Raw genomic sequence first — 26,842 nt, forward strand, 5'->3', positions numbered from 1 at the left:
ATTTAATAATGTTAAATATTAATTTACATAATATAATAGGAATAAGAAAGAAATTACAAACTACAGCGCTTAAATAAGGAGGGATATGAGTTATTCGGGGGTAATTTCATGGGAAAAGGAGATTATGTATGAAATCATTTCGTAAATTATTACAGTATTTAAAACCATACATGTTCTTCGCTATTATTGGACCACTATTTATGGTACTTGAGGTTGCGATGGACTTAATTCAACCGACTATTATGCAACATATTATTGATGTTGGGATAGCAAATCGGGATATGAATTATGTAATAAAAATGGGACTTCTTATGATAGGAGCTGCAGCACTCGGTTTAGTTGGAGGGCTTGGGTGTATGATGTATTCTACAAAAGCAGCTGTTAATTTCGCTACTGACATACGAAAAAATGTGTTTGCGAAAATAGAAACATTTTCTAGTGAAAATCGTGATTCGTTTGGAACTGGAAAGTTATTAACGATAGTGACAAATGATATTACATCTATTCAATCGGCGATGACGATGACATTACGTGTTCTTGTTCGTGGTCCTTTGTTATTTATGGGAAGTATCATAATTGTTTTTGTAACAGCACGCGAGTTATTTCCTATATTACTCGTAGTCGTTCCAATTTTATTACTTGCGATTATATTCATTGCGAGTAAAGCGAGCGGGACGTTCAAAAAGGTGCAAGAAGCATTAGATAAAGTGAATACAAAGTTACAAGAAAATTTATCTGGAGTACGTGTTATTAAAGCGTATGTAAGACAAAAATATGAAATTAATCAGTTTGGAAATGTTAATACAAATTTAACGAAGATAAATATTCGAGCGGTGCAGCTTATTTCCTTAATGATGCCAATCATAATGTTAGTTGTAAGCGGAGGGATTGTCGCAACATTATGGATTGGTGGAGAAAAAGTATTTAACGGGACTCTTCAAGTAGGAGCTATATTAGCGTTTATAAATTATTTGAATATCATTTTAATGTCACTTATGTCTATCAGTATGGTATTTATGCAAATCGCGCGAGCATTTCCGTCTGCGGATCGAGTACAGCAAGTTTTAAATACTGAGGTTGATATTACGAGCGAAACAAATGCGCTTGTACCTAAGGAAATTGAGGGGAATATTGATTTTAAAAATGTTAGTTATAGTTATACGAAAAATAATGAATATGTTTTAAAAGATATTTCATTTCGCATATGTAAAGGTGAAAAAGTAGGGGTTATCGGTTCTACAGGAAGTGGTAAATCTACTTTAGCAAAATTGTTACCACGCTTATACGATGTTGATCAAGGTGAAATATGTATTGATGGAATAAATGTTAAGGCATACGATTTACAAAAACTTCGTGGTTCAATCGGGTTCGTACCTCAAAAGGCATTGTTGTTTTCAGGTAGTATAGAAGAGAACTTACGTTATGGAAAAGAAGATGCAACGAAGGAAGAGCTGGAAGTGGCGGCTTCATCAGCTTGTGCGACTGAGTTTATTAACAAACTGGAAGATTCTTATCAATATCATGTAACACAAGGTGCGACGAATTTATCAGGTGGACAAAAACAACGTGTATCCATTGCAAGGGCGCTTGTGAGAAAGCCATCTATTCTTGTATTAGATGATTCTACATCAGCAGTTGATGCTAAATCAGAATCTAACATTCAATCAGCATTAAGGAGAGAATATAAAGGAACAACAACATTATTAATTGCCTCTAAAATCTCATCAATAATAGATGCTGATAAAATTCTCGTTTTAGATAATGGTGAATTAGTTGGTGATGGTACACATAAAGAACTGTTAGAACAATGCGAGGTTTATCAAGAAATCTATCTTTCCCAAGGTGGCAATTTGTATAAGGAAGGTGGGAAAGAACATGCGTAATTTTCAAGGGCAATTTGCTAATAAAGGTGGACGTAACGCGCCTAAGTTAGGGAAAGCTAAAAATACGACAGGAACTATAATGCGAGTATGGAACTATATGGGGTATCAAAAAGTTGCTCTTACGTTCGTTATATTTTTAGTATTTGCTACAACGTTACTTGGATTATTAGGTCCTTATTTAATGGGAGTAATTATAGATCAATATATTGTACCGAAAGATTTAAATGGCACAGCAAGAATGTGCATGTTACTTATCGCAATTTATGGTATTACAGTGTTTTTAACTTGGTTACAAACATTTGTCATGGTTAACGTTGCATTAAAAACGATACAAAAAATAAGACAAGATATTTTTGAGAAAATCCAAACGCTTTCTTTACGGTTCTTTGATGTACGTTCTCAAGGGGATTTAATGAGTCGTGTAACAAATGATATAGATAATTTGAATCAAGCGTTGACACAAAGTGTTGTACAAATTATTTCATCAGCGCTAACTTTTATAGGTGTGACGATTGCGATGTTCGCATTAGATTGGATTTTAGCGATTGTTACTTTAATTACAGTACCTATTATGTTTTTCGTTACAAAAAAACTAGTTGCTTATAGTGGTAAAAACTTTGCAAAGCGTCAAAAAGATTTAGGCGAATTAAATGGATTTATTGAGGAAGCTATAACAGGTGCGGATGTTACAACGTTATATGGGAAAGAAAAAGAAACCGTACAAAATTTCAATAAAATTAATGAACAGCTAAGAGTTTCTGCAACGAAGGCGGATACATTTTCAGCTTTTATTTTTCCGAGTATGAACTTTATTAACAACTTAGGTATGGGACTTGTAATTGGGACTGGGTCAGTAATGGTTTTAAATGGAATGACAACAGTAGGTGTCATTGCAGCTTTTATTAATTATTCTCGTCAATTCTCAAGACCACTCAGTCAATTCGCAACTTTAATGAATACGATTCAAGCGGCAGTGGCTGGTGGGGAACGTGTCTTTGAAATTATGGATGAAGTACCGGAAATCAAAAATAAAAAAGATGCATTCGTTGTACAAAATTTACAAGGACATGTTGCACTCGAGAATGTTTCATTTGGGTATGAGGAAAATAAAACGATTTTAAAAGAAGTGAGTCTTAAAGCGCGGCCAGGGGAGACAATTGCTTTAGTAGGTCCAACTGGATCGGGCAAAACAACAATCATTAATTTGCTAACGCGCTTTTACGATATACAGCAAGGGCAAATTCATATTGATGGAAAAAACATAAAAGAATATGATATGAATTCGTTGCGAAGTAAAATAGGAGTAGTTTTACAAGATACGTATTTATTTGCTGGGACGATTATGGATAATATACGTTATGGTCGATTAGATGCTAGTGATGAAGAGGTAATCAATGCAGCTAAGGCAGCATCTGCACATTCTTTTATAAAACATTTACCGAATCAATATGAAACGAAAATTGCTTCAGAAGGATCGAATTTAAGTCAAGGACAAAAACAACTTCTTGCGATTGCACGGGCAATTTTAGCAGATGCAGATATATTAATTCTCGACGAAGCAACATCTAATATTGATACGAGAACAGAATTACAAATACAAGAAGGACTAAACAATTTAATGAGAGGTCGAACAAGTTTCGTAATCGCTCATCGACTGAAAACGATTGAAAAAGCAGATCAAATCCTTGTTATAAAAGATGGAAGTATTTTGGAAAAAGGGAACCATGAATCTCTCATGGAAGATAGAGGATTTTACTTTGATCTGTATACGAGTCAGTTTAAATTTTAAGAAGAATTTTTGATAGGGTGCGGTTTCTCTAGAAAGGAGAAACCGCATTTTTATATTTATAAAGATAATTAGAAATATAGACTTGAAATTTTTTAGATACACGAATTGTTAGCAAATACTAGCAACTTCAGTGCCAGACGGGAACAATAATTTACGAGGTATTGTAATAATCTCAAGAGCTATCTGGGCTGAATGGAGAAGTATTGGAGTTAACTCTAAAGCGTGTGTTAATAATAATATAAAGCTTGTTAGGATTGCAAAGCTTCCCCAAAAGAAACTTTTTGAAGTGTTACGGAAATCTTTTATTAAGGAAAAGAAAGGAAAAAATGCTGTAACAACAAGAATTAAAAATTTATACTTATCAGCCATTAAACCCCTCCTAAAGAACAATAACTTATATTATAGCGTATTTTTCTGTATTATTATAAAGAGATTTTAAAATGAATGATAAAAAGTAGAGGCCGCAACTTAAAGGAATGACGGATTACCTTGAGCGTAGAGGCTGGTCGTATGAAATTAAGTAAAGATTTTATTTTAGTGAAACAGAAAAATCACTCGGCCTCAAAAAGAGGATACTTTTATTGAGTAATCCTCTTTTTTTATAAAGGAAATTTAATTGGTTATAATGGAAAGCGCACTGAAAACTAATAAAACGGCCATAATGATGTTAAATGATTTAGTATGCTTCAACAAAAGTTTTTGAAACATGGAACCGAATAATGTCCAACTAAATGTGCTCATTAATCCAACTACACCTAGAAATAATGAAAAAAGTAGATAACTTGAATATGAATTGTAGTAAGGAAGAATAAAAGTTGATACTACAGTTAGTCCGAATAGTATTCCTTTAGGGTTAATAAACTGAAGGAAAATCCCAACTGTAAATAAATTTTTATTATATTTTTCATCGGGATTTATGCTAGTTTTACTTGTGAGTATTTTAAGAGCTAAATATAGCATATATGCTACACCTAAGATTTTTAAAGGGAATTCGATTATAGGTAGGATTTTAATTAGTACAATATTAAAGAAACTACATAAGGAAGTTAGGATGAAAAAACCGAAAGCTACTCCGAAGCAAAATTGCATACTCCTTTTTAAACCATGTTGATTAGCGTATGTCATCGCTAAAAAATTGTTAGGTCCGGGTGTGAAGCTACTTATAAAAACAAATAACAAAAAAGAAAATATAGGCATTTCAAAACCCCCTAATTATTTTGTATGTTATAATGACCGAAAAGAACAATATAACGTGTGCTTTTTATTATACATAACGGTCGTTATATTGTATATAGTATAGGGGTGTTTCTTATGGAAGAAATTCAACTTATTTTGGCGAAAAATTTAAAGACAATACGAGAGAAGGAAAAGTTAAGTTTAGAAAAGGTTTCCCAATTAACAGGTGTGAGTAAAACGATGATTGGACAAATTGAACGTGGAGAGTCAAGTCCAACATTAACAACGATATGGAAAATTGCGAATGGTTTGAAAGTGTCTTTTACTTCTTTAATCAATAATCCGCAACCGGATACGAAAGTTGTTTTACGAAATGATGTTCAAGTATTATCAGAAGACAATGGAAGATATAAAGTGTATCCTTCTTTTCCTTTCCAAGATGAAAGGAACTTTGAAATCTATACGGTTGAAATTGAAACAGAAGGAAAGTTAAATTCGGAAGGTCATAAAGAAGGGACTGAAGAATTTATAACGGTGTTTGAAGGGGAATTGACAATTGAAATAAATGATTGTCAGTATAAATTAAATAGCGGGGATTCAATTCGCTTTAAGGCGGATAGACCGCATGCCTATCGTAATTTTGGAAGAACGCAAACCCGGTTAAATATGACTATTTATTATTCAACTTCATAAATTTACAGCTACCTTGAAAAACAAAGAAAGACGTAATGATAAAACCATCTATAAGAGATGGTTTTATTTTTTATAATCCACAAAAAAAGACACTCATTTGAGTGTCAACATAGTATTGCTCTCGCGTATAGGATTGGAGTATGTTTCTCAAATATGTTTTGAGATGGTTCGCATTTGAGAAACTATCTTCATATTCAATGTAACATTAGCTGTGAGGAGTGTAAATTGATAATGTATATACGGAAAATTTAGTATAGATACTTTGTACTATGAATATAGTACAAAGTATTTCTTATTGCATAATCACTTACGTGAAGTTATTAAAATATAAACTAAAGGAATGACCTAGTAGTTACTATTTTAGCATTTAAGAATGATTATTATAAAAAGAATGAATCATTTTTTAATCGATTCGTATAATTGTTAAAGAGGTACCTGTTGAACCACCTCCAACTAAATTAACTATGGATAATACGCCAAATAGTTGAAGTGAAATTGTATTACCAGCAGTTAAATTAATTATTAAATTATTATTATAATTTGAAGTTGATAATGCGGGAGAAAAAATAGATCCGGAAAGTGGAGTCGAAGAGTTTAATAGTAGCCTTGTACCAGCAAGTAGTGCAGTTGTCGTATTAACTTGATAAGTTAAATAATATCTCCCAGTAACAGGAATTGTAAATATATTATTTGAAGCGTTCACTGTAAAATTCCCGAGACTTTGGTTATTAGAAAGTGGAATATTAGTTCCGCCTAATATAACTGAAATGGGACCACCTGACGTATTATTAGCGAACATGGAGTTTGTTGTAATATTAGGTCCGGTGATGCCTGTAGGCCCAGTAGGACCAGTAGGACCTGTAAGCCTGTATGGAAGTATAATTTCAAGAGCTATTGATAATAGTCCTTTTTTCATTTTTTCATTCTTATCTTGAATATAAATCACCTCATTTTTAAATTAAAATGTAACCGATTTAGTATTTTGGAATGGAACTATCATTTTATTATATTAATACTACTAGTTATAGTAACGGTAAAAAGTTTACTTTATGTAAAATCATTTGAGTATGAAAAAGTAGTTATGGAATTTTTCTAAAATGATAGAGGTTTTATTTTGTTAATTAGTAAACAAAATGTGAAATGAGGTAGTAAATTGAACAGCGATGAAAAATTATCTTTGAATAAAGGTATGGTAAGACCAGAAAATATTGGACCTACTTTTCCGGTTCTTCCGCCAATTTATATTCCAACGGGATCAACAGGAGCAACAGGAACAACAGGAGCAACGGGAGCAACGGGAGTAACAGGAACAACAGGAGCAACGGGATCAACAGGAGCAACGGGAGTAACAGGAACAACAGGAGCAACAGGAGCAACGGGATCAACAGGAACAACAGGAGCAACAGGGGCAACGGGAGCAACAGGAGCAACGGGAGCAACGGGAGTAACAGGAGTAACAGGAGCAACAGGAGTAACAGGAGCAACGGGAGTAACAGGGACAACAGGAGCAACAGGAGTAACAGGGACAACAGGAGCAACAGGAGCAACGGGAGTAACAGGAGTAACAGGAACAACAGGAGTAACGGGAGTAACAGGAGCAACAGGAGCAACAGGAGCAACAGGGGCAACAGGAGCAACAGGGTCAACGGGAGTAACAGGGACAACAGGAGCAACGGGAGTAACGGGAGTAACAGGAGTAACGGGAGTAACAGGGACAACAGGAGCAACAGGAGTAACAGGAGCAACGGGAGTAACAGGAACAACAGGTCCAACTGGCGTTATCGGCCCCATAACAACAACTAATTTATTATTTTACACTTTTTCAGATGGAGAAAAACTTATATATACAGATTCAGATGGGCTAGCTCAATATGGTACAACTCACATATTATCTCCTAATGAGGTTTCGTATATTAATTTGTTTATTAATGGAATACTTCAACCACAACCATTATATCAGGTTAGTACTGGTCAGCTAACTTTATTAGATAATCAACCACCATCACAAGGTTCTTCAATTATTTTACAATTTATCATTATTAATTAAAAAAGACAGATTCTTAAATAAAAAGAATCTGTCTTTTTGCTCTACATTAAAGTAGTTAAAACTAAGTGACGATAAATTCAATTGTAATTGGAATTCCACCGTCTAATGCATCTCCGCCAGGAATTGTAATAGCACCAGTAGGTCCAGTAGTAACACTCGAATTCACACTAGGTTGAAGAATGCCGTTTACATATAAGTTGTAATACGTAAAGGTCGGAAAAGCAGTTGCAGTAGTACCAGCATCGTTTAAACAAGCTGTAGCAGCAATTGCAAAAGCTGCACCTGTTCCTGTACCAGCTCCTAATGTAGATGTGAATCTTCTAGATGCCATAAATGGTTGAATAATTGGCAATTATTTTTCACTCCCTAAATTATTTTTGAACAAAGTATGGGATAACTTGTCCAATATATTGTATGAAAGTTTTTGATAATAGAAACGGCTTCATGATAGTAGAGGGAACACAATTTTAGTAAAGGTATTGTTGTTACTTGGTGGTTATATGCTAATGCTTAGTTTTTATACTCAAGTTAAAATGTGCTTTTGGACCTAAGAGATAAACGTGGAAAAATAAAATAAACTCTTAAGTTTAGGTGTTTAATCTAAGCAGTCAATTATTAAAAACATATAATTAATATGTGAGTCATGAACATAATTAAATAATGTTTTCAAGCTTAATTATCGTTCATGTTTCCTATTTTAAGCGGAACAAATAACTCAATTACTTTTTTCGATTGGATCTTTTTTAACTCTTATAATAGGAAAACACTCAACTATAAAAATAAGTAAGGAGGAAATAAATGAAACATAACGATTGTTTTGGTCATAACAACTGCAATAATCCGATTGTTTTCACACCAGATTGTTGTAACAATCCACAAACAGTTCCAATTACTAGCGAACAATTAGGAAGATTAATAACTTTACTAAACTCTTTAATTGCGGCTATTGCAGCGTTTTTTGCAAATCCAAGTGATGCAAACAGATTAGCTTTACTCAATTTGTTTACTCAGCTATTGAACTTGCTAAATGAATTAGCACCTTCTCCAGAAGGAAATTTCTTAAAACAATTAATTCAAAGTATTATTAACTTACTTCAATCCCCTAATCCAAATCTAAGTCAATTACTTTCTTTATTACAACAATTCTTCAGTGCTCTTGCACCATTCTTCTTCTCTTTAATTCTTGATCCTGCAAGCTTACAACTTCTATTAAACTTATTAGTTCAACTAATTGGTGCTACTCCAGGCGGAGGAGCAACAGGTCCAACCGGTCCAACAGGTCCAGGAGGAGGAGCAACAGGTCCAACCGGTCCAACGGGTCCAGGAGGAGGAGCAACAGGTCCAACAGGAGCAACAGGTCCAACCGGTCCAACAGGAGCGACGGGTCCAGCAGGTACTGGTGGTGCAACTGGTTTAACAGGAGCAACAGGCCCAACGGGAGCAACAGGTCTAGCAGGAGCAACAGGTCCAACGGGAGCAACAGGTCTAGCAGGAGCAACAGGCCCGACAGGAGCAACAGGTCTAGCAGGAGCAACAGGCCCGACAGGAGCAACAGGCCTAACGGGAGCAACAGGAGCAACTGGTGGCGGAGCTATTATTCCATTCGCTTCGGGTACAACACCAGCTGCGTTAGTTAACGCGTTAATAGCTAATACAGGAACTCTACTTGGATTTGGATTTAGTCAGCCTGGTATAGGATTAGCTGGTGGAACAAGTATCACGTTAGCGTTAGGTGTAGGTGATTATGCATTTGTAGCACCACGCGCAGGTGTTATTACGTCATTAGCAGGTTTCTTTAGTGCAACAGCTGCATTATCTCCATTATCACCTGTTCAAGTGCAGATACAAATATTAACTGCACCAGCTGCAAGTAATACGTTTACAGTACAAGGCGCACCTCTATTATTAACACCAGCATTTGCTGCGATAGCAATTGGTTCTACAGCATCAGGGATCATACCTGAAGCTATTCCAGTAGCAGCTGGGGATAAAGTATTATTATATGTTTCCTTAACAGCAGCAAGTCCAATAGCTGCAGTAGCTGGATTTGTAAGTGCAGGTATTAATATCGTCTAGTTTACTGTAATGTCTGTTAGAAATTTGAACTGGCATTTGTATATAGCCCTTCCTAATTGTATTAGGAAGGGCTATATTTTATGGAAAGATAGGCGATAAATCAATTGAGAAAGTACTCTTTGTTAAAAAAATCAAAATTTATGATTTATAATCTATTGTTTATGGAATAAGTTATAGGATATGAAAAATTATCTATAAATAAAAAAGATGAATTCTATTAGAAATAGAATTCATCTTTTAAATAAAAGGGAAGTACATTATTTATCGTGAGCGTTGCAATGTTATTGTTCAAATTAATAATAAACTATTTGTTTTTATTACAGTTACATCCTTTTTTCTTTACATAGCCTTGCTCGGCTAAGTCTCTTTGTGATTGGGAATTGGAAGATTGAGAATTCGAAGACTGAGAGGATGTTGATGAACTACTATTTTTATTATGAGAGTAGTTTTTTCGATAGTTATAATTACTCATAGTACTATCACCTCCAATTAAATATATAAATATTATATGTATGTACTCTATTGATTGTTACGATAATAAATAGGAATGGGTATACAATAAAAAAATCTCCTACGTATTTCCCGAGGAGATAAATAATTGTCCCTTCACAATATGAATTAATATCCCCAGTAAAGAGGGAAATAATATGAATCTGGATAATATAAATTTTGTTGTGGATTAGGAGGCTGAGTTGCAGGGGGTATCGTTCTGCGGTTCTGATTACAATTTGCTGGAGGACCAATTACTGTAGTGGATTGAATAGGGGATACCGCTTGTTTCCATTGTTGTTCATCGAGACAGTAAGTATGAGCCATTATATTAGCGGGAGTTAATCTTAAAATATCAGAACCAAAAATAACTTCTGGTGTTGGGGCATCGAAAATTGCTAATAAATGAGTATTATCTGCTGTAGCAATTTCATAATGCCACCACGCTTGTGGAATGTTGGCAACTTGCCCTGGTTTTATCGGTAAGTTTAATATTTGATTCGTAAATGGATTAAGTAAAGAAACAACCGCAGATCCTGAAATACAGTAAACAAGTTCAGCTGCATTTTGATGAATATGTGGTTCTACAACATTACCTGAACTTAAATAAATATCTAATAAAGAAGTGTTTTCTAACGTATTTAATTGTTTCATGCCAAGTACGTTTATATAATTTTGAGCATCTTTCTGAAAAAAATTACTTTTATTTAAATCATAAGTGAAATTAGTTGAGGGGGAGGTGTAGTCGATATTAGAAGTCAATTGTATTACCTGCCTTTCTATTAGTAAGTAAGGTTATAAAATTAGGATATGTGTCTAGTATTTGTTATGTGCAGTTGTTGGTATCATAATAAATTTGCCTATTCCATAAAGAATATGGGTTGTATTTCGCATTTTGAATAACAGACCAATCCTTTTTCATAGAGGTATTGGTCTGTTATTCAAGATAGCTTTTGCTGAATAATTAATTGTGCTTTAGCGGTATTGGCGTAATTTAGCCACTCTAATGCCAAGTTTTGTTTTAAACCAAAATGGATTTCTATGATGTCAAAATGAGATACCTTTGTTTTAAGTGGAACAGGTATACCGTTTACTTTTGCATTTTTCATTTTATGTGCAATTTTTGGAAATGCAGAGAAAGTAAAATCAATAATTGTAGCACCATCTGGTAAATAAATAGGTTGTAAATCTGAAGTATAAGCCGTTATGGTATTTTCAAATAGTTCGTACGATACTAGATTGTGGAACGCAATTGGATCTGTAGTTAATAAATTGTTATGCACAATTGTATCATTCATTATTTTATAAGATATGGATTGGACATTTGCAGTTCTATTATTTAATAAAGAAAAAATGCCGTTATCTTTTAATGTTTTTGCTAATTGTGTTTGAATGATAATTGTTTGTTCATTACTATTCATATTGACTTTAGTTTTTAAATTGTTATTAAAATAGCTATTTTCAAGTGCTATATTGTCTTCGAAATAGTTTATAGTTGGATTGTATAATTGATGTATCATTCCAAGAATTTTATAGCAATCTAGTACACTTGTAGTTGTAATACAAATTTGCGAAACCTCTGATACGTTTTGTATTTCTTGTAATTGTGAGTAAGCAGTATAAATCGGAGAGAACTCATAGCTTATTTCAAATGAAAGGTTAGTATCACAAAAAGAATGAATTCCTTTGCTTAAATCGGTTATATTTTTTTGAAGATGTGGAACATATCCCGTTAAGAATTTAAGTACCTTGCTATATCTTTCTTTATGTAAATATTGAAAAGCAAGATTTTCTAATTCATACTGGATTGTATATAATCCAAGTCGCTTTGCAAGTGGCGCAAAAAGTGTTAATGTTTCATTCGCATATGCTACTTGTTTCGCGGGTTTTTTAACATTCAAAGTTTTTATATTATGAAGGCGATCTATAACTTTAATAATGCCAACACGTATATCATGTTGAGAGGATAATAGTAGTTTTTTAAAATTAATTGCTTCGTATAATACTTTGTTTTGATCTTGTTGTTTTTTCCCTTTTGTTAATCCATTTACAATATATCGAATTGTCGCACCGAAATGTGATTCGATTTCTTCTAGAGAATATTCGGTATCTTCTACAACATCGTGTAATAAAGCAGCAATCAATGTTGTAATGTCAGCTTTATAATTTAGCAGTATTTCTGTAATTGCGAAAGGATGAATAATATATGGTTCTCCAGTTTGACGGTATTGTCCATCATGTGCTTGCTCTGCAAAATATATAGCTTTTTTCAAGAGTTTTAATTCATTAGATTGTAGATAATTTGCCTTTTGTAATAATACCTCGCTCATATAAATCCGTCCCTTAAAATTATTTTTAATAGTAATTCAATATAATAGAATAAATCCCCTTTGAAATTATTTTAATTATGTAAAAAATAAAGGTGTTGAGATGAAACTATATTCGTATATCCATTCATACTTTGGATTGATGGAAAAAAGTAAAGAACGTGTTAATTTAATATTACATCAATCATTAATAAGGGGTGAAGGTTCATGTCATTTAGTGAAATGATTAGAAATGAAGTGCTTGGCTGGGCAGGTGTCTCTGAAAAACCGCATCGATTTGGCGGCATTGAAATAAATTATGGCAAGAAAGAACTTGGTCATCTGCATGGAGATAAGTTAGTTGATTTACCATTTCCAAAGTTAAAGCGGGATGAATTAGTAAAACAAGGATTGGTCAAACCACATCACGTATTACCTGAATCAGGATGGATAAGTTATTATATAAAGAGTGAAGAGGATATACCATTTGCAATTGAGTTATTTCGTATGCAATATGACCGAATAAAAAAATAATGAAATAAAATAGATGAGTAAAAATATATTTTTATGTCACATCCCTCCTTAATCGTTCGTCTTGTATGTAGAACGATAAGGAGGGATTTTATTATGAAGAAATTTGATGTAGCCATTGTTGGTGGTGGGCTTGCTGGATTAGCAGCATCTATATATTTAGCGAAAGCTGGAAAGAAAGTTATTGTATTAGAAAAGTCCAGTCACTTAGGTGGTCGAGGGATGACTATAAATAAAAATGGCATTTGTATGAACCTTGGTGCACATGCTTTATATAGAGGAGGAGAAGCGTTTATAACTTTTAATGAGTTAGGTATAAATCTTCCAGGTGGAATCCCATCTACAAAAACACACGGAATATGGAAAGGAGATATTTTCACCCTCCCAACAGATTTTCGCTCAATTTTATCAACACCGTTACTTTCATGGTCTGCAAAAGTACAGTTCGCTCGGCTTATGATTCATTTAGGAAATTTAGATGTAGGAAAAGTTCCCCAAATGAGTCTAACTACATGGGTAGAAAATGAAATTAAAGATCCAATGGTTCGAAATATATTTTATGCATTATGCCGAACAACGACATATACGTATGCTCCTACAATACAATTAGCATCTTCAGTACTAAAGCAGATACAGCTTTCTATGAAAGAAGGAGTACTTTATGTAGATGGTGGTTGGGAGACGATAATAACAACTTTAAGGGATATAGCGAATACGAATGGTGTGCAAATTCTAGCTAAAAAGCATGTTTTGAAAATAGAGCATTGTGAAGGGGAACAAAGAATATACTGTTTTGACGATGCAGTATTTGAAGCAGATGCAGTTATTGTAACAACCCCACCGAAAGAGGCTTGTAAAATGATAAAAGGTGCTGAAGGAACAAGTTTGCAAAGGTGGAGTGAACAATCAGTACCGGTTACCGTTGCTGCATTAGATATTGGTTTGAGACGATTACCTAATCCGACACATCAATTTGCATTAGGGTTAGATCAGCCTATATTTTTCACGAATCAATCAAGAGCAGCTAAATTAAGTGATGATGGATCAATTGCAGTGAGTTTAATTAAGTACCATAATCCTGTACTAGAGATGAAACATACTCATGAAGATAAAGAACTGTTAGAAAGTACAATGGATTTGCTACATCCAAATTGGAAAAGAGAAGTTGTTGCACAGCAATATTTACCGAAAATAACAGTAGTATATGATTTTCTTCATATAAACCGAGTTGAAAAACCAGGTCCTAATATACCTGAAATGCCAGGTGTTTATGTAGCAGGAGATTGGGTAGGGCATGATGAAATATTAGCTGATGCTGCAGTGGCAAGCGGAAAACGTGCAGCTTTACACATTTTAAAGCATTCCGAAAGTGAGGTAGTTCATCATGGAAACGGAGCAGTTATATGAAGCATATCAACCATTATTATTTTCATTAGCATACAGAATTCTTGGGAGTGTTATGGATGCTGAGGATATCGTTCATGACGTTTTTATCTCGTTAAATAAAATAGAGGACGTTCAATCTATAGAAAATATGAAAGCATATTTATGTAAAATGGTAACAAATCGATCCATTGATAAATTACGTTCAGCAGCACATAAACGGAACGTATATGTCGGAATGTGGTTACCAGAACCATTTGTGGAAGAGACTGATGACCCATCAGAGTCATTTGTAATGAAAGAATCAATTTCTACGGCATATTTATTACTTTTACAACAATTGTCTGAAGTAGAGAGGGTTGTTTTCATATTAAGAGAAGTTTTCGATTATGAGTACGAAGAAATCGCTTCGATTGTTGATAGGAGTAGTGCGAATTGCCGGAAAATCTTTCAACGTGCACGAAAAAGTATTTTAGATAAGCCGAAGCAGTCAAAGTTAAGTACGAAACAAATGGCTGCTTATGTGGAAAAGTTTGTATCATCATTACAATGTGGAGATGCGCAAGGCATGTTAGAAGTATTAAAAACAGATGCGATATTGAAAGCTGATGGTGGTGGCAAAGTTACAACTGCAATTCATCCAATCTATTCTGCAGATAGAATTATTCGTTTATTCTCTGGAATTAGAAGTAAGTTCCCATCAGCGTACAATGTTGATTATAAGATAGTAAATGGTGCCCCAGGTGTTATTGTTAAAGTGAAAAACAAAGTGACTTATGTACTTTCATTCACATTTGAGAATGAGAAAATCTCAAATATTTATATGATGGTTAATCCTGAAAAACTTATGCACTTAAATAGAATAGTATAAAAAAGACGCATTTCTTTAGAAGTGCGTCTTTTTATTATTTCTCTAACATTTCAAGAGGTACGTCTTTTTCGCCAGCTACCTCAAATTTAATTTCCCCGTCTTCTTCATAAATACGTGAAATAATCGGTATAGTAATCATTAATTTTTTATGCTGCTTTCGCTTTCGAGCGGCATCTAAGCTAATCACGTTCATTGTAAGCATCCTTTCTTCTAATAAATATATAAACAAAAGAAAATGCGTCCGGAAAGGGCGCTTAATTGAATTTGAAATACCGATTCATTTAAATGAGGTTTATATGATTTAACAACTGCAATTGAAATAAAAATAGTATGAATGGAATAATTGCACGTAGAAATTAACTTTACCAAAAAACGAAACAATATGCTATAAAAAATTGCAAATCTTTATCATATAACGAGAAAAAGGTTTTCGTTTCGCATATAATGAAAGTAGACGGGCAACGAGAGCTTTCTCATCATATTGCTTTGGAAAGGCGATGAAAAGAATGGATACGTTAGATTCATTATTACTTCAACTTGAACAATATGGAGAAGAGCATGATCGAAATAAAAAAACACGGGAAGAAAAATTACGGAATATTTCTCGTGAGATGGGGCAGTTTTTATCAATTTTAGTAAAAGGGTGTAGCGCAATAAACATTTTAGAAATTGGAACTTCTAATGGTTATTCTACATTGTGGTTAGCTAATGCGGTAGAAGAAACAAATGGAAATGTAACAACTGTGGAGCTTTCTTCAGAACGAGTTGGAGAGGCACTTGTCAATTTTGAAAAGGCAAACCTTTTACAAAGGATTGATGTTCACAATCAAGAAGCAGGGGCATTTTTAGATGCGCAACTAGATCATTCATTTGATTTTATTTTCCTAGATTCAGAGCGTACGCAATACATGTGGTGGCTTGAGCATATAAAACGCATTTTACAACCAAAAGGTCTTCTTGTTGTCGATAATGCTACTTCTCATGCGAGTGAATTAGCTGAGTTTATAAAAATGATTGAAGAGGATGAAAGATTTGAAACAGTTTTACTGGCATTTCAAAATGGTGCATTTGTAGCGCGTAAGAAGCAATAGAATTGAGCGCAATATAATTATCACATTGAAAAAGGGTGTATGTCAAAAGATTGAGTACAGTAGGGTGGGAAGGACGTAATTTATATATGCAACATACGAAGAATCCGTCTTCAGTATGTTGTTCTCTAGGTCTTAAGTCTGAGGAAAATAATGTTGAGAACAGGTATACTTATAGTAAGAAACAGGGAATGACTGCATAAGCAGGTATTTCTTGAAAATTGATTTCATATAGGCTGGTTGCACATGAAATACAATATATTAGATGAAATATAGTGCACATAAATTCGCACATATAAATAAAGGAGCGATTTTGTTGACTGAACTCGAGAAAAAAGAACCCGTATCAATTGTGAAAGATAATAATGTAGAAGTAGTAGTTGATACAGTTATAAAAGATGAAGAATTAGAGGAACTAAATAAAGAAGCCGATCTTTATGTACAAAAGTTAAATAGCGAGCAAAATACAGATTTATCGAAAGTATTGTCTCAGCTAGGAGATTTAGGGGATAAAGAACAACAAGCAGCAGGACAAACGTTATCAGCATTAAAACGTCCTGTCACAGCGATGATGAACGGGAAAAATGAAGAAATTCCAAATACATTGTTAGAATTACGTAAAGTAGTATCAGAGCTTGATCCGAACTCATTAAAAGCAAGTGGCATGAAGAAAATTATGTTTAAAGTATTCAAGAAAAATCCACTTGAAACATACGTGCATAAATATCAATCTATAGATAAGCAAATTGAGGAGATTATAAGATCGCTTCTAATTGGTCGTGATAATTTACAAGAAGATACAGTCGGTCTTGAAATGCTTAAAGAGCAATCACACGATAAAATTCACGCGCTTGATAAGCAAGTATACTTAGGGAAAAAACTTGCTGGCATGCTGGAAGCTGAGAAACAAAATCCAGAACGTCAAAGGGATATTCCATTAATTAATGATGCATTAGAAAAGATTTTAGTGCGTACGCGCAATATGCAGCAAGCGAAAAGTGTGTTATTACAATCTATCGCATCAGTAGACATTATTAAGAAAAATAATGAAAAGTTAACAGAGGCAATTCGTAATGCAATTACGATGACGCAAAACGTTGTAACAGTTTCTGCTGCTATCCAGTTAGCATTAACAAATCAGCGTAAAACAATTGATGCAGTGAATGCAACAAATGAAGCAATTGAGTCTATGGTATTAAGTAATTCTCAGGCATTAAAACAAAATACAGAAGAAACAACGAAATTACTTGAAAATCCTGCAATTAGCATGGATAAATTACGTGAATCATTCCAAAACGTATTTGCTGCAATTGAAGCTTCTGAAAAATCGTCAGAACGTATTATCGAGTCAAGTAAGAAGTTTGTTATTGAACTAGACACATTTAATGATGAAATGAAACAAAAACTCATTCAGCGTCCAAGAAAATAGCAGACTTTTAGAGGAGGTGAAAAAATGAGTTTCATTCAAACCGTACTATTATTACTCGGTACATTGCTTTTAATCGCATTTACGGTCGTTGTTTTAGTCGTATATTTCGGACGAAAACTGTATTTTTCATGGACGAAGCCATATAAAAGAGCACACGATTCTTTAGAAAAGTTATCGAATAAATCATTACCGTTTCTACAAGAATTTACACAACATCCACTCTTTTATCGCTGGATTCGTACGGAAGGAAAGAAAGAACAACATATATTAAACACGCTTTTCTGTGCATCGGGTCAACGTACGAGAGAGCAAGTATTCTCAATGTTACCGAAAGAAAAACAGAAAAAAGTACATGTAATGGCAAAAACAACGAAAAAACTTACAAATGAAGATATTGATGTAGCGGCGATGAAAGTAAAAGATTTTTTAAGACAAGAAACGCAGCAAACAGTAAAACCGACAGATTTATCGTTTTATAAATTGTATTTTTATGATCGATATCCAGATGCATTAAATACAATTCAAGCGTATAAGCGTTCAATAAATCCTTCATTACAAAAAACAGTTGATGATATTACAATTTCAGTATTAAATGCACTGCCGTACTATCAAGAGCAACGTATGTTTGAACAACAACATAAACTTGAAACGTTCTTAATGAAAGATTTAATAGCGATGTTATCTTTAGTGGTGCAACTACCACCATCACAACGTCCCGAAAAAGAAGAAGAATTGAAAATCTACTTACAAAATTTCCAAAAAGAAATGGAAGTAGTAGAGCGGGATATTCGTGACTCGATTGATCACGATTTGAATGTGAAGATGAGAGCAGCGACTGAGAAGTTTAAAAATAAATAAAAAAGGCGCCTTAAAGCTTTAATACTTAGCTTTAAGGCGTTTTTTATTAGCTGTTATTTTGCTTTAACGGTAGTATGACTAGATGCAACACTTTCATTATGCAATCGATCAACCGCAGTTACTACATACGTATATGTTTCTCCAGGAATAGCCGTTTTATCTACATAAATTTCTCCAGGCTTTGTCTTTCTTACAGTAGTAAGTAAATTTTTCGGATTTTCTATATTCACTTCACTTTTTCCATTCACGCGGTAAATAGCGTAATAAGCAGAATCATTCTCTCTATTATCAATGATACCTACAGCAATACCTTCATCTCTTGGAATAGCACCTTTTAAAGTCGGTTGTTTTGGTGGATCATGATCAAGCCAAGGCATAGAGGGGATTAATGCAGGATATTTATATATGTCTTTTGAGAGTCTATCTTTAATTCCTAGTGGATTGTTATTAATATCTTTCAAGCTAAAATGCATACTACCTTTTATTTCAGGATATAACCGATTTAATTCAATTTGTCTTGGGTATTCTTCTGGATCAGACCAAGCTGGGACAGAATTATTATTAATTTTATAGGCTGCCTGACCGATGTAGAGGTGAATCGGTTTATTATTTGTTTCTTTTACCCACCAATCTACTAAAATGTCATATGCAGCTGGTGTGAAACCAATATTCCAATAGATTTGCGGAGTAATGTAGTCAATATATCCTTTTTGTATCCACTCACGTGTATCAGCGTAAAGGTCATCATAGTTCCTTTGACCTGCAGTTGTGTTAGAGCCAGTTGGATCGTCAGCTATATTTCGCCATACGCCGAACGGACTTATGCCAAACTTTACATATGATTTTTCTTGTTTTATAGCAGTATTTAAATCTTTTACAAGTTCATTTACATTGTTACGTCGCCAATCCTCTATATTTGTAAATCTACCGTTATTATACGTTTCGTACGTTTTTTGATCGGGGAATTGTTCACCTGCTACTTTATATGGATAAAAATAATCATCCATATGCAGCGCATCAATGTCATAATTTTGCACGATTTCTAAAGCACCTTCAGTTATAAATTTTTTCACTTCTGGAATACCGGGATTGTAATATAACTTCCCGCCATAAGGTACAATCCAATCGGGGTGTTGTTTTGCAGGGTGATTATTTGATAATCGATTTATATCAGTGTGATTCATCGTTATTCGGTATGGGTTAATCCATGCGTGGAATTCTATATTTCTTTTATGTGCTTCATCGACCATAAATGCGAGTGGGTCATAACCAGGATCTTTTCCTTGTGTGCCCGTAATGTATTCAGACCAAGGACCGTAATTTGAAGGATAGAAAGCATCAGCGGTTGGTTTGATTTGTACAACGACTGCATTCATACCGGTTTTTTTTACATCGTCTAATAATCTAATAAACTCTTGTTTTTGATTTTCGATGGGTAAGCCGGTTTTTGAGGGCCAATCAATATTAAGAACAGATGCGATCCATACAGCACGTAATTCATGTTTTTTATACGTAGTATTAGCTTCAGCATAAGTAGAGTGAGGGGAAATGAAAGTGAAAGGAATAAAAAAGATGACGATACAACATATCATTAATAAACGTTTAACAATCATTTATACGCCTCCCTATTATGTGGTTAACTATTATGATATCCGAGATGAGGTTGTTCTTACAATTGAGAAAAATAAATATTGAAACATTAATTTAATAGGAAAAATATTTTTACTGAAATTTACTTTCATTATAACTAAATTCTTTCACTACTTCATATGCTTGTTAGTAAAGTGAAACTTCCTTTCATTTGAAGGGTAGTAAATTATAACTATAGGAGGATTCATAAATGAAGGTTTTGTTCGTTTGTTCTGGAGGAATGTCCAGCGCAATTGTTGTAAACGCTTTAAAAAAGGAGGCGGAGAAAAAGGGTATGAACATGGAAGTGCATGCGATTGGAACAAATGAGGTAGAGGAAGAAGTAAAGAATGGCTGGGACGTTGTAATGGTTGCACCTCAAGTTAGACATCGATTTGATTCTGTTAAAAAATTCGCAGAAGAGGAATCTATCCCGTGCGGTATTATACCGCCGCAAGCATATACACCTCTTGGTGGACCGACTTTATTAAAGACTGTAAATGATTTAATTCGTTAGGGGGAACCGTTATGAATAAGTTTGTCACGTTTCTCGATAAAAACTTATCTGGACCGATGGCAAGACTTTCTGAACAGAGACATTTACAAGCAATCCGTGATGGAGTTATTTCAGCATTACCATTTATCATCGTAGGAAGTTTCTTTTTAATCGTAGCATTTCCACCATTACCGAAAGATAGTTTCATATCTGTTTGGGCATTAAAAAATCAAACAAGTATATTAATACCGTATCGCCTAACGATGTTTATTATGTCTTTATATATAGCATTTGGAATAGGATATAATTTGGCGAAAAGTTATAAATTAGATGCTTTATCGGGAGCTCAGCTAGCAGTATGTTCACTGCTATTAACATTAACTCCTGAATTAATTGATAAAAAAGGATTTATGCTTCCGATGACAAATCTCGGAGGTCATGGGTTATTCGTGACAATGATTGTTTCTATTTTATCAGTTGAGATTTTAAGATTTTGTAAGAAGAACAACGTAACGATCAAAATGCCAGAACAAGTACCGCCGTCAGTATCACGTTCGTTTGAAGCACTTATACCTGCTGCATTCGTTATTATTATTATGAGTCTTATTACAGTTGTTTTTAAAGTTGATGTACATTACGTAGTGGATAAATTAGCCGCACCGTTAGTCAAAGCTGGTGATAGTTATTTTGGCGTTATAATACCTGTATTTTTAATTACATTCTTCTGGTCCTTCGGAATACATGGTGTATCGGTTGTAGGTACTGTGGCGAGACCGCTTTGGGATGTATATTTAGGGAAAAATGGTGAAGCTGTAGCAAGTGGTGCGAGTCAATTTCCATTCATTGCACCAGAACCGTTTTATCAATGGTTTATTTGGATTGGTGGTTCGGGTGCAACGTTAGGGCTTGTGTTAGCGATGATCGTATTTGGTCGATCAAAATATTCGAAGGCATTATCGAGAACTTGTATTGTGCCTGGGATTTTTAATATTAATGAACCAGTTATATTCGGCTTGCCGATTGTATTGAATCCAATTTTAATTATTCCTTTCGTCATTACGCCGCTAGTAACAGCGACTATCGCTTATGCTGCAACTGCAATGGGATTTGTAACGCCAACTCATATTATGCCGCCATGGACATTACCAGCCCCAATTGGTGCATATTTAGCTACAGGAGGAGATTGGCGTGCAATTGTATTAGTCTTAATAAATATAGCAATATCATTCCTTATTTATTTACCATTCTTTAAAATGTACGACAAAAATATGCTTGAAATTGAGAAGAATGGTGAAGGGGAATCTGTTAATCCATAATCTTTATGCTTTATTTTGTGAGTGATAGGCTTTTTGTCTATCACTTCTTTCACATTAAGTTGAGAGAGGGTGAATTGAATGAATATAAAATTTAGTTATAAAGGTGTATTTTTATTATTATTTGGAGTGATATGTGCGAATTTACTTTTTGTGCCTATATTAAGAATGCTACATCTATCACAAATGCATAGTATATGGCTCGTTACAAGCATTGCGGCAAGTATTTTGCTTACAGTAGTTGTTTCTTTCATTGATGGATCGTTTGCATCGAAAGCTCAGTTGTTTTTTAGATTTATATTGTTTTCGATCGGTTGTACATTTGTAACTTACATGATTGTTTTTTAGTAAATAGGAGGTCATGCATGTTATGTATATTGCAGGGGTAATGTCCGGTACTTCATTAGATGGAATAGATGTAGCGCTCGTTCGTATAGAAGGGAGTGGTGTAGAGTCTAAGGTCGAACTCATCCATTTTACTACAGTTCCATTTTGTAATGATATAAAAAGTGAAATACAACAAGCGTTATCAATAGAAAATTCAAATGTCGAACTCATATGTAGTTTGAATTTTAAGCTCGGTTTATGTTTTGCCAATGCTGTAAAGGAAGTTTGTAAAGAGGCCAATTTTTCTTTGGAACAATTAGATTTGATAGGTTCTCACGGACAAACGATTTATCATCAGCCGAAACAAGATGGTAATAGGATACCTTCCACATTGCAAATTGGGGAACCTGCAGTAATAGCATACGAAACGAACACGACGGTTATTTCAAATTTCCGAACGATGGACATGGCAGCAGGAGGACAAGGTGCACCACTTGTGCCATATTCAGAGGTCATTTTGTATCGTGATCCAAGTAAAAATAGACTACTACAAAATATTGGTGGGATTAGTAATGTTACAGTAATACCAAATCAACAAAGTGATCAGAACGTTATAGCTTTTGATACTGGTCCAGGGAATATGATAATTGATGAAGTATGTCAAAGGTTATTTCAGTTGCCATATGATCAAAATGGTGAAATTGCAAAACAGGGTAGAGTTGTAGATGAAATTTTGACATATTGTATGAGTCATCCATTTTTGAAAATGAATCCACCGAAATCAACAGGTAGAGAACAGTTTGGAGAAAAATTTGCAAGTGAATTATTGAAGCGGTTTGAAAAGCATAGTAAAGAAAATATATTGACGACTGTCACGATGTTTACTGCAAATTCAATTGTTCATCATTATAAGAAGTTTATCTTGCCGTATTATGAAATCGATGAGGTGATATTAGGCGGTGGTGGCAGTTATAATAGCACACTTGTTGAAATGTTGCGAAATGGATTGAAGGATGAAAACTGCGCAATATTCATTCAAGAAGATATAGGCTATTCTTCAGAGGCGAAAGAAGCTATCGCCTTTGCAATTTTAGCAAACGAAACGCATCATTGCAATCCGAGTAATGTGCCAAGCGCAACAGGTGCAAAGCAATCTGTAGTTTTAGGGAATATAACATTCCCTCCGGTATGAAGAAAATGAGGTGAACATATATGAAGTATATGATTGGAGTAGATGGTGGCGGAACGAAGACAGAAGCAATTGCCTTCGATCAAGACGGAAAGGAAATTATAAGTGGTAAGAGCGGTTTTGGAAATATATTAATAGATTTTGAAGAAGCTCTTGTGCATATTATGGAAGCGATTGATCAATGCCAGAAAAATGTAGTGAAAGGACATTGCGTTTGTATTTGTTTAGGATTAGCAGGTATAAGTGGCGCAAATATAAATGAATTAACATTACGTCTAAAACAGAAGTACGGAATACAAATTGAAGTTTTTAATGACGCAATGATAGCACATGCCGCTGCTTTAAAAGGGAAAGATGGAATATTAACCATTGGTGGTACAGGTGCAATTTGTATTGGAAAGAAAGGAAAAGTGTACGAGTATAGTGGGGGATGGGGACATATTTTAGGTGATGAAGGAAGTGGATATTGGATTGCATTACAAGCTTTAAAGAGAATGGCAAATCAATTTGATCAAGGCGTTACACTTTGTACATTAAGCTTAAGGATTCAAGATGAGTTTCAATTATTAACATCGTCTCATATAAAAAGACTAGTTTATAGTTCTTCAAAAGATAAAGTTGCAGCAATCGCACCATTAGTTATTCGGGAAGCTAGAAATGGGAATGATGCTGCACATGAAATTATGATGCAAGCTGGAAATGAATTAGGAAGGATTACGGTAAATGTTTATAACAAGATGCAGTTTGATTTATCAACTTCAATTGCAGTAAGTGGCAGCATATTACGTTTCATTCCTGAAATATATGATGAATTTAAGAAATGCTGTGAGAAAAGCATAGGAAAAGTTACATTTATATCACAATCACAATCTGCAGTGAAAGGAACATATTATTTAATGAAAAATACATATTTTAAAAAATAGCTGTATGAGAATTTTTGTATGATTTGTAAATATATGATGTTAAAATGTATAAAGGGATGTGGATAGAAACGTACAATATACATAGTTCTTGAATATTGTATAAGTACTCCTACGTAGAAAGTGAATGATTACATGATTAATAGTATGCAATTTTTGTATTTGGTCGCTTCTTATTTATTTGGAAACATATTGACCGCTTATATAGTAACGAAATGGAGACATAACGTTGATATTCGTGATGAAGGAAGTGGTAATCCTGGCGCAAGAAACATGGGGCGCGTATATGGAAAAGGGTATTTCGTTGCTACATTTTTAGGTGATGCGATCAAAGGGGCAATCGTAGTTTCTATTGCAAAATACCTTTTTGAAGATTCTACATTCGTAATGCTAACATTATTGGCTGTAATAATTGGACATATTTATCCAGTTTTATTTAAAGGTAAGGGCGGTAAAGGCATTTCAACATTTATCGGAGGACTAATCGCATTTGATTATTTGATAGCGCTTACCCTCGTTGCAGTTTTCATTATATTTTATTTAATCTTTAAAGGATTTACGAAGCCAGGACTAATTACAATTGCTTGTTTACCACTTTGCATGATTTTGTATTCTTACTCAATTGTTACGACTATTTTAAGTGCACTCATCATTGTACTTATTTTATATGTAAATCGCGAATGAAATAAACATTTAATAAGTGGGGGTAATCTCCACTTATCATTTTTTATTAAATAGATAAAGGAGATAGGGCATGGGGTTAATTTATAAAGTTGCTGATCAAGTTTGGGAATTTGAAAGTATACATAAATTGAATTATAAAACATTTGTAGAAGAAATTCCGCAACATGAAGAAACGAAAGATCGTGTTCGTATAGATCGTTTTCATGAAGAAAATACATATTTAATTTGTTTAGATGACGATAAGTTAGTAGGTATGGTTGCGTTGCGAGGAAAACGACCATTCTCGTTAGATTATAAAATTTCAAATCTAGATTTTTATTTGCAAGTACATGGAGAAAACGTATATGAAATTCGTTTACTTTCAGTAGAAAGTGAATATCGAAATGGAAGAGCGTTATTAGGTTTAATTCGCTTTTTACATCGTTATTTGCTTCTAAATGGATATGAATTGGCACTCATTTCTGCAACAACACGTGAACTACCTTTATATGAGCAAATGGGATTCAAATCTTTCCATTCGTTAGTTGGTACAGAAGCAGCAGCATTCCAGCCAATGTATGTTACCCCTGCTATGTTTGAAGCGTCGAGTGTTGGCGGAATTATGACGAAAGAGTATACGTTTTTACCCGGCCCAGTAGATATTGAAGAGAATGTTCGAAAGGCATTTTCTACTAAGCCTATTTCACACCGTTCTAAGTCATTTCAAGTGACGATGGATAATGTAAAGAAACGATTACTTCAAATGACAAAAGCAAAACGTGTGCAAATCATGTTAGGAACAGGGACATTAGCGAATGATGCCATTGCTTTACAGTTACGTTCTTTAAAAGGAAAGGGGCTCGTATTAACAAATGGGGAATTTGGTAATAGATTAGTCGGGCATGCAACACGCGCAGAGTTACATTTTGATACGTATAAAAAAGAAATGGGGGAACCATTTCTTTATACAGAATTAGAAAAAGTAATGGAAAGTGGAATTTATGAATGGCTTTGGTTTGTTCACCATGAAACATCTACCGGAATGTTAAATGATTTAGACGAGCTAAATGCTCTAAGTAACAAGTATCAACTGAAACTATGTGTAGATTGTATCAGTTCGATTGGAGCAATACCGATAGATTTAAAGGATATATATTTTGCAAGCGGTGTTAGTGGAAAAGCGATTAAATCATATACAGGATTATCTTTTGTTTTTCATAACCATATTGTAAAAATAAATGAAGCAGTACCGGCCTATATGGACATTGGTATGTACGAAGAAAATGAAAGTATTCCATATTCTCATTCATGGAATTTAATTTATGCTTTGCAAGAAGCATTGAAGAGATTTGAAGATGAAACAGCATTTGTAAAAATAAAAGAGACATATGATTATATGGAAGAAGCTATGACTAGTATAGGCCTAAAACTTGTTTCACCTAAAGAACATGCCGCACCAATTATACTTACGATTCAATTAAATGAAGGTCTTTCTTCTAAAGCGGTCGGTGATGCGTTAGCATTACAAGGATATATTGTCCATTATGAATCAGCGTACTTACAAAAGAATAACTGGATCCAAATCGCATGCCTAAATCATTATAAAGAACGTGATATGAAGAGGATGTTAAATTGTTTTCAGATGTATGTATTACAGAGTGGGGTACATATATAAAGACTTTTTCA

The 26,842-nt window shown here is 34.1% G+C and carries 26 protein-coding genes; 18 read left to right on the plus strand and 8 right to left on the minus strand.

Annotated elements, in window-relative coordinates; all coding sequences use genetic code 11:
- Positions 1–128: 128 nt before the first annotated feature.
- The gene (locus tag RCJ96_RS13810) at positions 129–1,883 is read left to right on the plus strand and encodes an ABC transporter ATP-binding protein (RefSeq protein ID WP_270795072.1); all 1,755 of its coding nucleotides are present in this window, start codon (positions 129–131) and stop codon (positions 1,881–1,883) included.
- Complete coding sequence (locus tag RCJ96_RS13815; RefSeq protein ID WP_416503812.1) at positions 1,876–3,672, plus strand: ABC transporter ATP-binding protein; 1,797 nt, start codon at positions 1,876–1,878, stop codon at positions 3,670–3,672. The genes RCJ96_RS13810 and RCJ96_RS13815 overlap by 8 nt, the downstream gene beginning before the upstream one ends.
- Positions 3,673–3,780: 108 nt before the next feature.
- On the opposite strand, the gene RCJ96_RS13820 is transcribed toward RCJ96_RS13815, so the two are convergent.
- Together RCJ96_RS13820 and RCJ96_RS13825 are read right to left on the minus strand one after the other, a co-directional pair.
- Positions 3,781–4,041, minus strand: coding sequence for a hypothetical protein (locus RCJ96_RS13820; protein ID WP_074608348.1), 261 nt, complete (start codon positions 4,039–4,041; stop codon positions 3,781–3,783).
- A gap of 243 nt (positions 4,042–4,284) precedes the next feature.
- On the minus strand, positions 4,285–4,869 hold the full coding sequence (locus RCJ96_RS13825) for a LysE family translocator (protein ID WP_074608349.1): 585 nt from the start codon (positions 4,867–4,869) through the stop codon (positions 4,285–4,287).
- Between the two features lie 57 nt (positions 4,870–4,926).
- Here RCJ96_RS13825 and RCJ96_RS13830 point away from each other — a divergent pair, with 57 nt between their 5' ends.
- Positions 4,927–5,541, plus strand: coding sequence for a helix-turn-helix domain-containing protein (locus RCJ96_RS13830; RefSeq protein WP_139302804.1), 615 nt, complete (start codon positions 4,927–4,929; stop codon positions 5,539–5,541).
- Positions 5,542–5,944: 403 nt separating this feature from the next.
- On the opposite strand, the gene RCJ96_RS13835 is transcribed toward RCJ96_RS13830, so the two are convergent.
- Positions 5,945–6,487, minus strand: a complete 543-nt coding sequence (locus tag RCJ96_RS13835) for a BclA C-terminal domain-containing protein (RefSeq protein ID WP_416503813.1) — start codon at positions 6,485–6,487, stop codon at positions 5,945–5,947.
- A 207-nt stretch (positions 6,488–6,694) separates the two neighbouring features.
- On the opposite strand from RCJ96_RS13835, the gene RCJ96_RS13840 reads away from it, so the two are divergent.
- Positions 6,695–7,588 carry a DUF4183 domain-containing protein gene (locus RCJ96_RS13840; RefSeq protein ID WP_446699802.1) on the plus strand — a complete coding sequence of 298 codons (894 nt, stop codon included), beginning with the start codon at positions 6,695–6,697 and terminating at the stop codon, positions 7,586–7,588.
- Between the two features lie 61 nt (positions 7,589–7,649).
- Here RCJ96_RS13840 and RCJ96_RS13845 read toward each other — a convergent pair whose 3' ends face one another.
- A complete protein-coding gene (locus RCJ96_RS13845; RefSeq protein WP_001121647.1) occupies positions 7,650–7,940 on the minus strand; it encodes a DUF4183 domain-containing protein in 291 nt (96 codons plus the stop codon).
- A 446-nt stretch (positions 7,941–8,386) separates the two neighbouring features.
- Here RCJ96_RS13845 and RCJ96_RS13850 point away from each other — a divergent pair, with 446 nt between their 5' ends.
- The gene (locus RCJ96_RS13850) at positions 8,387–9,664 is read left to right on the plus strand and encodes an exosporium glycoprotein BclB-related protein (RefSeq protein ID WP_446699803.1); all 1,278 of its coding nucleotides are present in this window, start codon (positions 8,387–8,389) and stop codon (positions 9,662–9,664) included.
- A gap of 618 nt (positions 9,665–10,282) precedes the next feature.
- Here the strand turns inward: RCJ96_RS13850 and RCJ96_RS13855 are convergent.
- Together RCJ96_RS13855 and RCJ96_RS13860 are read right to left on the minus strand one after the other, a co-directional pair.
- Positions 10,283–10,915: a cupin domain-containing protein gene (locus RCJ96_RS13855; RefSeq protein ID WP_446699804.1), complete on the minus strand. Its 633-nt coding sequence runs from the start codon at positions 10,913–10,915 to the stop codon at positions 10,283–10,285.
- A gap of 179 nt (positions 10,916–11,094) precedes the next feature.
- Positions 11,095–12,483 carry an HD domain-containing protein gene (locus RCJ96_RS13860; protein WP_416503815.1) on the minus strand — a complete coding sequence of 463 codons (1,389 nt, stop codon included), beginning with the start codon at positions 12,481–12,483 and terminating at the stop codon, positions 11,095–11,097.
- Positions 12,484–12,687: 204 nt separating this feature from the next.
- Between RCJ96_RS13860 and RCJ96_RS13865 the strand changes: the two genes are divergently transcribed.
- The 3 genes from RCJ96_RS13865 (at position 12,688) to RCJ96_RS13875 (ending at position 15,244) form a co-directional block, all read left to right on the plus strand.
- Positions 12,688–12,993 carry a luciferase domain-containing protein gene (locus RCJ96_RS13865; protein ID WP_000010316.1) on the plus strand — a complete coding sequence of 102 codons (306 nt, stop codon included), beginning with the start codon at positions 12,688–12,690 and terminating at the stop codon, positions 12,991–12,993.
- Positions 12,994–13,086: 93 nt separating this feature from the next.
- Positions 13,087–14,397: a phytoene desaturase family protein gene (locus RCJ96_RS13870; protein WP_416503816.1), complete on the plus strand. Its 1,311-nt coding sequence runs from the start codon at positions 13,087–13,089 to the stop codon at positions 14,395–14,397.
- The gene (locus RCJ96_RS13875; RefSeq protein WP_070806012.1) at positions 14,375–15,244 is read left to right on the plus strand and encodes a sigma-70 family RNA polymerase sigma factor; all 870 of its coding nucleotides are present in this window, start codon (positions 14,375–14,377) and stop codon (positions 15,242–15,244) included. Before RCJ96_RS13870 ends, RCJ96_RS13875 begins: the two co-directional genes overlap by 23 nt.
- Before the next feature lie 34 nt (positions 15,245–15,278).
- Here the strand turns inward: RCJ96_RS13875 and RCJ96_RS13880 are convergent, their stop codons facing one another.
- Positions 15,279–15,437, minus strand: a complete 159-nt coding sequence (locus RCJ96_RS13880; RefSeq protein ID WP_001100983.1) for a hypothetical protein — start codon at positions 15,435–15,437, stop codon at positions 15,279–15,281.
- Positions 15,438–15,741: 304 nt separating this feature from the next.
- Here RCJ96_RS13880 and RCJ96_RS13885 point away from each other — a divergent pair, with 304 nt between their 5' ends.
- The 3 genes from RCJ96_RS13885 (at position 15,742) to RCJ96_RS13895 (ending at position 18,619) form a co-directional block, all read left to right on the plus strand.
- Entirely contained in the window at positions 15,742–16,335 is a 594-nt protein-coding gene (locus RCJ96_RS13885) for an O-methyltransferase (RefSeq protein ID WP_416503817.1), read from the plus strand.
- A gap of 313 nt (positions 16,336–16,648) precedes the next feature.
- Positions 16,649–17,761 carry a toxic anion resistance protein gene (locus tag RCJ96_RS13890; protein WP_000137407.1) on the plus strand — a complete coding sequence of 371 codons (1,113 nt, stop codon included), beginning with the start codon at positions 16,649–16,651 and terminating at the stop codon, positions 17,759–17,761.
- A 24-nt stretch (positions 17,762–17,785) separates the two neighbouring features.
- Positions 17,786–18,619: a DUF3974 domain-containing protein gene (locus RCJ96_RS13895; protein ID WP_416503818.1), complete on the plus strand. Its 834-nt coding sequence runs from the start codon at positions 17,786–17,788 to the stop codon at positions 18,617–18,619.
- Between the two features lie 53 nt (positions 18,620–18,672).
- On the opposite strand, the gene RCJ96_RS13900 is transcribed toward RCJ96_RS13895, so the two are convergent.
- Positions 18,673–20,232 carry a glycoside hydrolase family 10 protein gene (locus RCJ96_RS13900; RefSeq protein WP_074608368.1) on the minus strand — a complete coding sequence of 520 codons (1,560 nt, stop codon included), beginning with the start codon at positions 20,230–20,232 and terminating at the stop codon, positions 18,673–18,675.
- A gap of 227 nt (positions 20,233–20,459) precedes the next feature.
- On the opposite strand from RCJ96_RS13900, the gene RCJ96_RS13905 reads away from it, so the two are divergent.
- From RCJ96_RS13905 to RCJ96_RS13935, 7 genes are all read left to right on the plus strand, one after another.
- Positions 20,460–20,765, plus strand: a complete 306-nt coding sequence (locus RCJ96_RS13905) for a PTS sugar transporter subunit IIB (protein WP_000865887.1) — start codon at positions 20,460–20,462, stop codon at positions 20,763–20,765.
- A gap of 11 nt (positions 20,766–20,776) precedes the next feature.
- The gene (locus tag RCJ96_RS13910) at positions 20,777–22,060 is read left to right on the plus strand and encodes a PTS sugar transporter subunit IIC (RefSeq protein ID WP_001032291.1); all 1,284 of its coding nucleotides are present in this window, start codon (positions 20,777–20,779) and stop codon (positions 22,058–22,060) included.
- Between the two features lie 78 nt (positions 22,061–22,138).
- Positions 22,139–22,405, plus strand: a complete 267-nt coding sequence (locus RCJ96_RS13915) for a hypothetical protein (RefSeq protein WP_001021954.1) — start codon at positions 22,139–22,141, stop codon at positions 22,403–22,405.
- A gap of 22 nt (positions 22,406–22,427) precedes the next feature.
- Positions 22,428–23,576 (plus strand): anhydro-N-acetylmuramic acid kinase AnmK, encoded by a 1,149-nt coding sequence (gene anmK, locus RCJ96_RS13920; RefSeq protein WP_242303895.1) that lies wholly within the window; start codon positions 22,428–22,430, stop codon positions 23,574–23,576.
- Positions 23,577–23,596: 20 nt separating this feature from the next.
- Positions 23,597–24,496: a BadF/BadG/BcrA/BcrD ATPase family protein gene (locus tag RCJ96_RS13925; RefSeq protein WP_074608374.1), complete on the plus strand. Its 900-nt coding sequence runs from the start codon at positions 23,597–23,599 to the stop codon at positions 24,494–24,496.
- A 132-nt stretch (positions 24,497–24,628) separates the two neighbouring features.
- Complete coding sequence (gene plsY, locus RCJ96_RS13930; protein ID WP_000610858.1) at positions 24,629–25,177, plus strand: glycerol-3-phosphate 1-O-acyltransferase PlsY; 549 nt, start codon at positions 24,629–24,631, stop codon at positions 25,175–25,177.
- Between the two features lie 70 nt (positions 25,178–25,247).
- A complete protein-coding gene (locus tag RCJ96_RS13935) occupies positions 25,248–26,831 on the plus strand; it encodes an aminotransferase class V-fold PLP-dependent enzyme (protein ID WP_416503819.1) in 1,584 nt (527 codons plus the stop codon).
- Positions 26,832–26,842 lie beyond the last annotated feature (11 nt).

The organism is Bacillus sp. BSL6 (genome assembly GCF_052928345.1).

What these genes read in the sequence shown, in the direction of transcription:
- RCJ96_RS13810 (WP_270795072.1), top strand. Translation starts at nt 129, where the DNA reads ATGAAATCATTTCGTAAATTATTACAGTATTTAAAACCATACATGTTC.
- RCJ96_RS13815 (WP_416503812.1), top strand. Translation starts at nt 1,876, where the DNA reads ATGCGTAATTTTCAAGGGCAATTTGCTAATAAAGGTGGACGTAACGCG.
- RCJ96_RS13820 (WP_074608348.1), bottom strand. Translation starts at nt 4,041, where the DNA reads ATGGCTGATAAGTATAAATTTTTAATTCTTGTTGTTACAGCATTTTTT.
- RCJ96_RS13825 (WP_074608349.1), bottom strand. Translation starts at nt 4,869, where the DNA reads ATGCCTATATTTTCTTTTTTGTTATTTGTTTTTATAAGTAGCTTCACA.
- RCJ96_RS13850 (WP_446699803.1), top strand. Translation starts at nt 8,387, where the DNA reads ATGAAACATAACGATTGTTTTGGTCATAACAACTGCAATAATCCGATT.
- RCJ96_RS13860 (WP_416503815.1), bottom strand. Translation starts at nt 12,483, where the DNA reads ATGAGCGAGGTATTATTACAAAAGGCAAATTATCTACAATCTAATGAA.
- RCJ96_RS13865 (WP_000010316.1), top strand. Translation starts at nt 12,688, where the DNA reads ATGTCATTTAGTGAAATGATTAGAAATGAAGTGCTTGGCTGGGCAGGT.
- RCJ96_RS13870 (WP_416503816.1), top strand. Translation starts at nt 13,087, where the DNA reads ATGAAGAAATTTGATGTAGCCATTGTTGGTGGTGGGCTTGCTGGATTA.
- RCJ96_RS13875 (WP_070806012.1), top strand. Translation starts at nt 14,375, where the DNA reads ATGGAAACGGAGCAGTTATATGAAGCATATCAACCATTATTATTTTCA.
- RCJ96_RS13880 (WP_001100983.1), bottom strand. Translation starts at nt 15,437, where the DNA reads ATGAACGTGATTAGCTTAGATGCCGCTCGAAAGCGAAAGCAGCATAAA.
- RCJ96_RS13885 (WP_416503817.1), top strand. Translation starts at nt 15,742, where the DNA reads ATGAAAAGAATGGATACGTTAGATTCATTATTACTTCAACTTGAACAA.
- RCJ96_RS13895 (WP_416503818.1), top strand. Translation starts at nt 17,786, where the DNA reads ATGAGTTTCATTCAAACCGTACTATTATTACTCGGTACATTGCTTTTA.
- RCJ96_RS13900 (WP_074608368.1), bottom strand. Translation starts at nt 20,232, where the DNA reads ATGATTGTTAAACGTTTATTAATGATATGTTGTATCGTCATCTTTTTT.
- RCJ96_RS13905 (WP_000865887.1), top strand. Translation starts at nt 20,460, where the DNA reads ATGAAGGTTTTGTTCGTTTGTTCTGGAGGAATGTCCAGCGCAATTGTT.
- RCJ96_RS13910 (WP_001032291.1), top strand. Translation starts at nt 20,777, where the DNA reads ATGAATAAGTTTGTCACGTTTCTCGATAAAAACTTATCTGGACCGATG.
- RCJ96_RS13915 (WP_001021954.1), top strand. Translation starts at nt 22,139, where the DNA reads ATGAATATAAAATTTAGTTATAAAGGTGTATTTTTATTATTATTTGGA.
- anmK (WP_242303895.1), top strand. Translation starts at nt 22,428, where the DNA reads ATGTATATTGCAGGGGTAATGTCCGGTACTTCATTAGATGGAATAGAT.
- RCJ96_RS13925 (WP_074608374.1), top strand. Translation starts at nt 23,597, where the DNA reads ATGAAGTATATGATTGGAGTAGATGGTGGCGGAACGAAGACAGAAGCA.
- plsY (WP_000610858.1), top strand. Translation starts at nt 24,629, where the DNA reads ATGATTAATAGTATGCAATTTTTGTATTTGGTCGCTTCTTATTTATTT.
- RCJ96_RS13935 (WP_416503819.1), top strand. Translation starts at nt 25,248, where the DNA reads ATGGGGTTAATTTATAAAGTTGCTGATCAAGTTTGGGAATTTGAAAGT.